We start from the raw sequence: 7,839 nt of genomic DNA on the forward strand, positions 1-7,839 counted from the left end.
AGGTCAACCTTCAGCCTCAACCCGAACAACCCGCCGCTGCCTGACCGCACCAAACCACGAGCCCGGCTCCGCTGCGCTACGCCGGGCGCTGCCGCCTGCCCACTCACTCACCGATTTTCGAGTCAGCCGATGAGCGAGCGCCCACGAATCGGCCGAGCGAAGGGGACCGACGAGGAGCGGGACTCAACAATTTCGGGCACTGGTGGCGTCGCCGGGCAGGGTTTGGAGCCAGTGGGTGAGGCGGGCCCCCTCGCGGGTCATGATCTCTGGGTCGCGTAGAGCGTTGGCCAGCAGTGACATGCCTTGGTAGGCGCCGACGAGCGTGATCGCGAGGTCGTCGGGATTGGGTAGTTCCAGCTCGCGGAATTGGTGTTCGACCCAGTCCAGCAGTAGCCGGATGACCTTGCCGGCTTCCAGGTCGATGCCGCCCTCGGTGCGTTTGTCGAGTTCGACGGCCAGGGTGCCGGTGGGGCAGCCGTAGCGGGCTGCGAGGTCGCGCTGGCCGACCCACAAGGCGACCAGGGCCTTGAGACGTTCGAGCGGGTCGGGGAGCTTGTCGAGTTCGCCGGTGAGTTCGGCAAGGTGCCCGGAATGCTCGGCGAGGGCGGCCTGGACCAGCTCGTCCTTGGTCTTGAAGTAGTAGTACACGTTCCCGACCGGGACGTCGGCGGCGTCGGCGATGTCGGCGATGGTGGTGCGCTCCACGCCCTGCTGGTGCAGCACCTGAGCGGCGGCGGCCATCAGTCGCCGCCGCTTGTCGGCTCCCCGCGCCCGCGACTTCGTTGAGTTGGACACCTCACTAACTATAGATCCGCGATCGCCGGACTATGCTAGGTTCTACTAAGTCATCCAACTAACTAAGTAGGGATCGCATGATCGTAGTAACGGGAGCGACCGGGAACGTCGGACGGACGCTGGTGCGGCTACTGACCGAGGTGAACGCGCCGGTAACGGCCGTGTCGCGCAACATCACCGAGTCCGACGTGCCGCACGGAGTCCCGGCCATCGGTGCCGACCTGACCGACCCAGCGAGCCTGCGACCCGCACTCGACGGCACCGACGCGATGTTCCTGCTGATCTCCGGCCACTTCGTGTCGGCCGCAGACAACCCGAGCGGCGTCGTCAGCGACATCCTCGACGACGCCAATTCCGCCGGAGTCAAACGGATCGTGATGCTGTCCTCTCAAGGGGTCGCAACGCGGCCGGAGTCGTCCTCCCATGGGAGCACGGGAGCGGCCATCGAAGACGCCGTCCGGCGGTCGGGCATGGACTGGACGATCCTGCGGCCCGGTGGCTTCGACTCCAACGCCTACGCCTGGGCCGAATCAGTCCGCGCGCGGCGGACCGTTGCCGCACCGTTCGGCGACGTCGGCCTGCCATTCATCGACCCTGCCGACATTGCCGAGGTCGCCGCAGCGGCCCTGCTCCACGACAGCCACGCCGGGCAAATCTACGAGTTGACCGGGCCCGCCCTCACCACACCCCGGCAACGAGCCGAGGCGATCAGCGAGGCGCTCGGCGAACCGATCCAGTTCATCGAGCAGACCCGCGAGGAGGCACACGCGCAGATGCTGCAGTTTATGCCCGAACCCGTGGTCGAGACCACCCTGGCCATCATCGGCGAGCCCACCCCCGCCGAACAGCGCATCAGTCCCGACGTCGAACAGATCCTCGGCCGAGCCCCCCGCACTTTCGCCGACTGGGCCCAGCGCCACATCGCAGCCTTCCGATAGGACCAGCACCCCGCCCTGTCGGTCCCGGCAGGGCCGTCATTGGGCCGACACCACTTCCTGACGCTGACCACACCGCGGATCATCGACAACTCCGACCCGATCACACGTCCCGCCGGCCCAAGCGCCCCCAGATCCCGTTCCACCAGCGCCCCGCAAGGTCCTCCACCGGAGCATCGTACAAGTGTTCGACTGGTGATTGGTGTGGGGGTGGCGAGTTGACCAGGCTGAGGTTCTGTCGACCACGGCTGTCGTTCGAGAACGGCTGCCCCTGGTTCGGCCGGTCGGCCACCCGTGCCGATGCCGCAGGTCGTGGGGGAGCGGTCCGTCGTACCTACCGGAAGGTTGGCGGCTCGTCCTCGCCGTCGCATCGGAGATACCGGTGCTGCAGGGGTGGGCTGGGGTGGTCACGGGTGCCGAGATGGGCGCTTGGTCTGAGTCAGGAGATGACCTGCGGGAGGGGATCCGTCCTCGTCGATTTCGATGGGGGTGAGCCGAGCCGTCGGCGGGTCCGCCGAGAAGTCATGCCTCGATGGCAGGCATCAGCGATTCACCGTCAGCGTGGGGGCGGCCGCCCGCAGCCCGGCAACGGCCGCGCCGGCCCACACTTCGCCACCTCGCCGGTGTCGACCTCGGTGATCACAACATCCGACGCCGACCTGCCGAGCCAAGCGGAGACGATGGGCTGTCTCCACCGCTTCACGCGCACGTGCAGCATCCTGCGCTCCACCGGCGGGCGGTCGGTTCAGCCGAGATGCTCGCCCCGCGCGTGTCTGCACGGCTGCCAGCTGTGATGGTCACGCTGCGGCTACCGCCTTGTCCCGCAGGTCGCGGAGGATCGAGAGGCGGTGTTCGGCTTCGATTCGTCGGGTCGTGATCCGGTCCGGGTAGCAGCGTAGGAACATGTTGGTGAAGTGGGTGCCGTAGTGGATGTAGTCGTTGCCGGCCGGGTCGTCGAGGGGGCGGACGACGGTGTCGAAGTTGGGTTCGTGGAAGTAGGCCATGGCGTAGCGTTCGGCGGTGTTGAGCTTCACCTTGTGCGGGGCGGATAGCACTTCTCCGTTGGTGAGAAACTGCATGATGTCACCCGGGAACACGGTCAGGACGCTGGGCTGTGGTGTCACGTACGTCCAGGGCTCCTCGTCCTCGTACATGCCGGCCATGCTCTCCGAGTCCAGCCAGTTGCGGTTGCGCTGCTCGCCGTCGATTGGGGGCGGATGTACAACCCGCCGACGTTGTCCTGCGCCGCGATGACCAGGAGGCCGTAGTCCGTGTGCGAGCCGATACCCCGTGAGGTCTGCTCGGAGCGCGCCGGGAAGCGGAGCACCCGCATGTGGTGCCAGCCGCCGTCGGTAAGTCTGGTCAGCGCGTCGAGGTTGGTCAGGCCCAGGCCGAGTGCGACGAGTCGCAGCAGCTTCTCGCCGATCGAGCCCAGTATGTCCATGAAGGCGCGCATCCGTAGACGGTAGTCGGGGTCGGGCCACGGCACCGGGCCGTGGCAGGGCCATTGCTGCTGCACCCGCGGGTCGTTGACAGCGACGTCCGGGCAGACGGTGAAGATTTCGGAGTAGTCGGCCTCGCCGACGGTCACCTCTTCGCCTGAGGCGATGTAGCCGCTGTAGGCGAGGTCGCTGACGTACCCGGCCTTGACCCCAATGGGCAGCCGGAAGAAGCGTTGGCACGCCTCGATCGCGTCCGCGGTGACGCGGTCGCCGGCCTGGTCGGTGGCAACCTGGAAGATCCCGTCGGTTTGCCACGCGCGCACTAGATCATGGCCTAAGCGGATGTCGGACCCGGTTCCGCTGACCGCATTTGGTAGGCGGAACGTCTGCAAGGTGGTCACGGTCGGCTCCTAAGCAATCAGAACAGGGCATGCGGCGATTGCACCACCGTGGTGTCCACCCAGCCGATCACCGCTGCATGATTGCGCCGAGCGGACGCCACCGCGCGACAGGCGGCAACCACAGCGTTGAAATGATCAGGTAGGCGGCGCAGCGTGAATACGGGTCGATGACAGCGGATACGGGGAAGAGACCCCAGAATTCACCCGCGTGATCGAGAAGCCTGTGAGGTTGCACGGCAGCGACGTGACGCCCCGGATCCCCTCGTGAGAAGCCGAAATTGGAGGTTCTTCTCCTAAGCGAGCAGTAGGCAGTGGACGGAGCAGCAACTCACGCTCGCCAGCGTGGCCGGATGAGGGCAGCCTGACCGGAGGCTGCTGGTGAACTGCGGCCGCGCGCAGCAGGGGGAGATCCGCCAGCGTCGTGATCGTCCTGTTCGTTGTGGCTCAGCGGCATGTTGTCCAGGCGTCGCCACCACCGGACGGAAGGCCCGAGGGGTAATGGAGCCTGGTGGCTGTTCGGAGTCTGCCGGCTGCGACACGAGGCGCCAGCGGAATCGGATGTGGATCGGCTCACAACCTCCTGCCCACATCCCGCGCCAGCGACACCGGCACCCCCGGCCGCCGCCCCGGCACCGGCTTCCGGCCGCCGCTGTCCCACGTGCTCCTGCCCACGCACAGGGCATCCGACGGGCACAAAGGCGGCCCCCGCCAACGCGGCTCCCACGGTGATTTGACCCTGCCCTCCACGGCCGTGCGCCTGCGGCCACGCCACCTGCCCACCCCTCGCGCCTCCGACGCCCGCGGCCCCGGCCACCACGGTGACGGCGGCACCGACCTGCGCACCACCATCACCGACCTCACAACCGATGACCTCGTACGGTCGACGACACCCGGTGGGGGATCTACGCCACCGCCATCGCCCGCTGGGAACTCCGGACCGGCCGACCCGTTCCCGCACCCACCCAACCCGGCCAGCACGACAAACTCGTACTCGCACCGCCGTTCGTGGAATGGCTCATGGGCCTGCCCGCGCAATGGGTCACCGACCCCACGCTCGGCCTGCCCCGCACCGCCGCCCTGCGGGTCCTCGGAAACGGGGTCGTCCCCGCCCAAGCGGCGACCGCCCTGCGCCTCCTGCTCTGCCGCCACCTCCTCGCCAGACTGCCCTGCGCAAGTATCCGGAGGTCGCGTTAGCCGGCGGTGAACGATTCCGCTCAGGCGCCGCTAACATGCCGGAAGCCGGCGGGCACTCTGGTGGCCGTGACCGCCCAGCGGGCAGCGCTGCTGCCGCTGCGGGCGTTGGCTGCGCCTGCGCGAAGATCTCAGCGAGGGACTGCGAGGGCTCTGGCGCCACCGGCGGCTGAGGATGCTCCGCTGGTTAGCCGGGGCGAAGCTGTTGGCGATGTACCAGGGGTCGAACGTCGCACCACGCTCCTGCCAACTGACTGAACGCCCACGCATTTGCTGGCGACAAGGCGCGGCAGGCGGTCGACCGCGGGCGGCGGAGGCGTCACCCCCGGCGGCCGGCCGGGGACTCCCTGGTGGAAGTCCCCGGCCGGGCAGGGCATCAACGCAGGCGCGACTCGATGGCGTCGATGATGCGCGGACGCAGCTCGGCGGCTCGGATGACGGCGTCCACCGAGCCGACCTCGACGGCGCGCCGGATGTTGTGCACGCGGTCGAACTCCGTGGCCACCTCGCCGAGCTTCTCCGCGCGCACCGAGGAGCGCAGCTCGTCGCGCTCTGCGGTCAAGGCGGCGCGTTCGGTGCCCGTCGCCGCCGCGGCGCGGGCCTCCAGGTCCCGTACCCGTGGGTCAGCCGCCGTGCGGGCGTTGACGTCGGCGGAGAACACCACCGCGGCGGCGGGGGCGCCACCGAGGACGGAGGCGTACGAGCCTTCCAGCGCGAGGACCGTCATGTTGGGGTTCAGCGCCTTCGAGAACACCACGAACGCGCCGCCGTGGTACCGCGAGATCACGCAGAAGACGATGGGCCCGCGGAAGTTCACGATCGCCCGGCCGATCTCGGCGCCGTACTCCAACTGCAGCTTGCGCATCGACTCGGGTGAGCCGTCGAAGCCCGACAGGTTCGCCAGCACGACCAGTGGCCGGTTGCCGCTGGCCGCGTTGATCGCCCGCGCGGCCTTCTTCGACGACCGGGGGAACAGCGTGCCCGCCGTGTAGGTGTCCGGGCCGTCGGTGGGCGGGAAGCCGCGTCGCGGCACGGGTCGTGACTCGATGCCGAGCAGGCACACCGGGATGCCACCGAGGTGCACGTCCTGCACCACCGCGGTCTCCGCGTCGGCCATGCCCGCCCAGCGTTCCAGCACCGGGTGGTCCTGGTCGGACAGCGCCCGCATCACGGTCCGGATGTCGAACGGCTTCTTGCGTTCCGGGTTGGCCTCGGCGGAGAAGATCTCGCCGACGGTAGCGAAGGCGCTGCCCGGCACGTCGTGCGGGAAGGTGGAGATGTCGCGTTCCACGGGGTCGGTGGTGCTGGCCCGCCGCGGCGCCTCCTCGCCGGGCGCGACGTACGTGTGGTCGTAGTGCGACATCAACACGTCCCGCGCGGCAGTCAGGTTCGGCGCCCAGTACTGCGCCTGCCCGTTCGGACCCATCACCCGGTCGTAGCCGCCGATGCCGAAGTTGTCCTCGGCGGACACCCCACCGGAGAAGTCGAGCGACTGCTTGCCGGTGAGCACCATCGCCGAGTCCGGCGTCATCACCAGGACGCCCCTGGTGTGCATGAGCATCGTCGCCTCGGCGTTCCAGTACGGCTGCGCGCCCACGTTGATGCCGGCGACCACGATGTTGATCTCACCGCCGGCCTGGGTGAACTCGACGATCCGCTTGAGCGCCGCGGCCACCCAGTCCATGTTCTCGGTGCCCGAGGTCATGGAGATGCGAGCGCCGGCGGACAGCGCCCACCACTCCAGCGGTACCCGCATCCGCTCCGCCAGGTCCAGCGCGGAAATCACGCGCCGGCACTCCGGCTCGGACAGGGCGCCCAGCGACTTCGTCGGGTCGCCGAGCAGCACGACCCGGGTGACACCCTGCGAGTGCCGCGCGGTCGGCGTGGTGACCACCCCGGCGACGATGGCGGCGCTGTTGCGCCCCTTCGGCCGGTCCACCGGCACAAGCGCGTGGTGGCCGTCGAGGTCGTGCTCGACGAAGTCCCCGAGCAGGCCGGTCAGCTCGTACGGGTACACCGTGTTGCGGCTGCTGGCCCGCAGCACCTTCAGCCGGTAGTCGTCGAGGGGCTCGACCGGCTCGACGGGTGGCTCGCCGACGGTCAGCGCGGCGCCGCCGGTGGCGTCGAAGGTGATCCGTACGCCTATCTTGGTCAGCTCGCCGGTCCGGCGGTCGCGCTGCCGCGCGATGAACAGGATCTCCTCCAGCCCGGCGCCCGCGGTCGTCGGGCGGACGCGTCCGGCGAGCATCTCCATCTCCGCGCGGGTGAGCTCGCTGGGCGGCCACACGTAGACCACGATCCGGTTGGTGTTGAAGCGCGTCTTCGACGGTCGCCGCGACTGGGCCCGGCGGATCGAGTCGAGGCAGGCGGCGATCGCGTCCTCGGTGGTGGGCAGCGCCACCAGCCGGCCGTCCTGCTCGCGCAGTTCGGTCAGGTCACGCACCTGGGCGAACGCGACGAGGCGCTCGTCCGCCGGGTTCTCCCGCGCCACGCACTGGAAGAGGTAGACCTCCTCGTCCGACGACGGCAGCCGGGTCAGGTCGAACTTGTGCAGCCGCTCCAGCTGCATCCGCTGCGCGATGTACGGGTGCAGGCCGCGGATCAGCCGGTCCTCGGTGATCTGAGTACCCGACGGGCGGAAGGTGAAGTGGTGGTGCATCACCGCGCCGCCGCGACCCGCGACCGTGGTGGTGAGCCGGCGTACCTGGGGCAGCGGGTGCGCGGTGATGACCTGGAGCAGCGCGGCGGCCATCGCGTCGAAGTCCTCGGGCTGGTCCTCCCAGCCGAGGTAGATGTCGGCGTCGACGGCGTTCTCGTCGCTGGCCAGCTCGGCCAGCCCGCGCAGCGCGCTGCCCAGCGCGTCGAAGCTCACCGCGGTGGAGACCACGCTGGAGTCAGCGCGTTAGGCGACCACGAACCGGCAGCCGGCGACCTCGCGGGCACGCACTCTGGTGAGCGCCTTGTTGCCGTAGTACCGCCGGGTCAGCACCTCCAGCATGACCGTGTTGTCGAGGTGGTCGCGCACGAGCCGCTGGCCGAGCAGCCGGACCAGCGGCTCGCTGCTGCGTACCATTT

At 69.1% G+C, this 7,839-nt stretch carries 4 protein-coding genes and 1 pseudogene; 1 reads left to right on the top strand and 4 read right to left on the bottom strand.

Translation table 11 applies throughout. The features are described from left to right. Positions 1-183: 183 nt before the first annotated feature. On the bottom strand, positions 184-795 hold the full coding sequence (locus NCC78_RS23915; protein ID WP_250797189.1) for a TetR/AcrR family transcriptional regulator: 612 nt from the start codon (positions 793-795) through the stop codon (positions 184-186). Positions 796-872: 77 nt separating this feature from the next. Between NCC78_RS23915 and NCC78_RS23920 the strand changes: the two genes are divergently transcribed. Beyond that, positions 873-1,733 carry an SDR family oxidoreductase gene (locus NCC78_RS23920; protein WP_284706351.1) on the top strand — a complete coding sequence of 287 codons (861 nt, stop codon included), beginning with the start codon at positions 873-875 and terminating at the stop codon, positions 1,731-1,733. A 794-nt stretch (positions 1,734-2,527) separates the two neighbouring features. Here NCC78_RS23920 and NCC78_RS23925 read toward each other — a convergent pair. The 3 genes and pseudogenes from NCC78_RS23925 to NCC78_RS23935 all read right to left on the bottom strand — a co-directional run. Then, positions 2,528-2,884 (bottom strand): 2OG-Fe(II) oxygenase family protein, encoded by a 357-nt coding sequence (locus NCC78_RS23925; protein WP_250797191.1) that lies wholly within the window; start codon positions 2,882-2,884, stop codon positions 2,528-2,530. Continuing rightward, complete coding sequence (locus NCC78_RS23930) at positions 2,851-3,573, bottom strand: 2-oxoglutarate and iron-dependent oxygenase domain-containing protein (protein WP_250797192.1); 723 nt, start codon at positions 3,571-3,573, stop codon at positions 2,851-2,853. The genes NCC78_RS23925 and NCC78_RS23930 overlap by 34 nt, the downstream gene beginning before the upstream one ends. A 1,567-nt stretch (positions 3,574-5,140) precedes the next feature. Beyond that, positions 5,141-7,839, bottom strand: a pseudogene (locus NCC78_RS23935) (carboxyl transferase domain-containing protein); the annotation flags it as partial.

It is taken from the genome of Micromonospora phytophila (assembly GCF_023656545.1).
GTDB classification, from domain to species: domain Bacteria; phylum Actinomycetota; class Actinomycetes; order Mycobacteriales; family Micromonosporaceae; genus Micromonospora; species Micromonospora phytophila.

Bases quoted from the DNA above. Each gene is read 5' to 3' on its own strand.
- NCC78_RS23925 (WP_250797191.1), bottom strand. From the start codon at position 2,884: ATGTACGAGGACGAGGAGCCCTGGACGTACGTGACACCACAGCCCAGC.
- NCC78_RS23920 (WP_284706351.1), top strand. From the start codon at position 873: ATGATCGTAGTAACGGGAGCGACCGGGAACGTCGGACGGACGCTGGTG.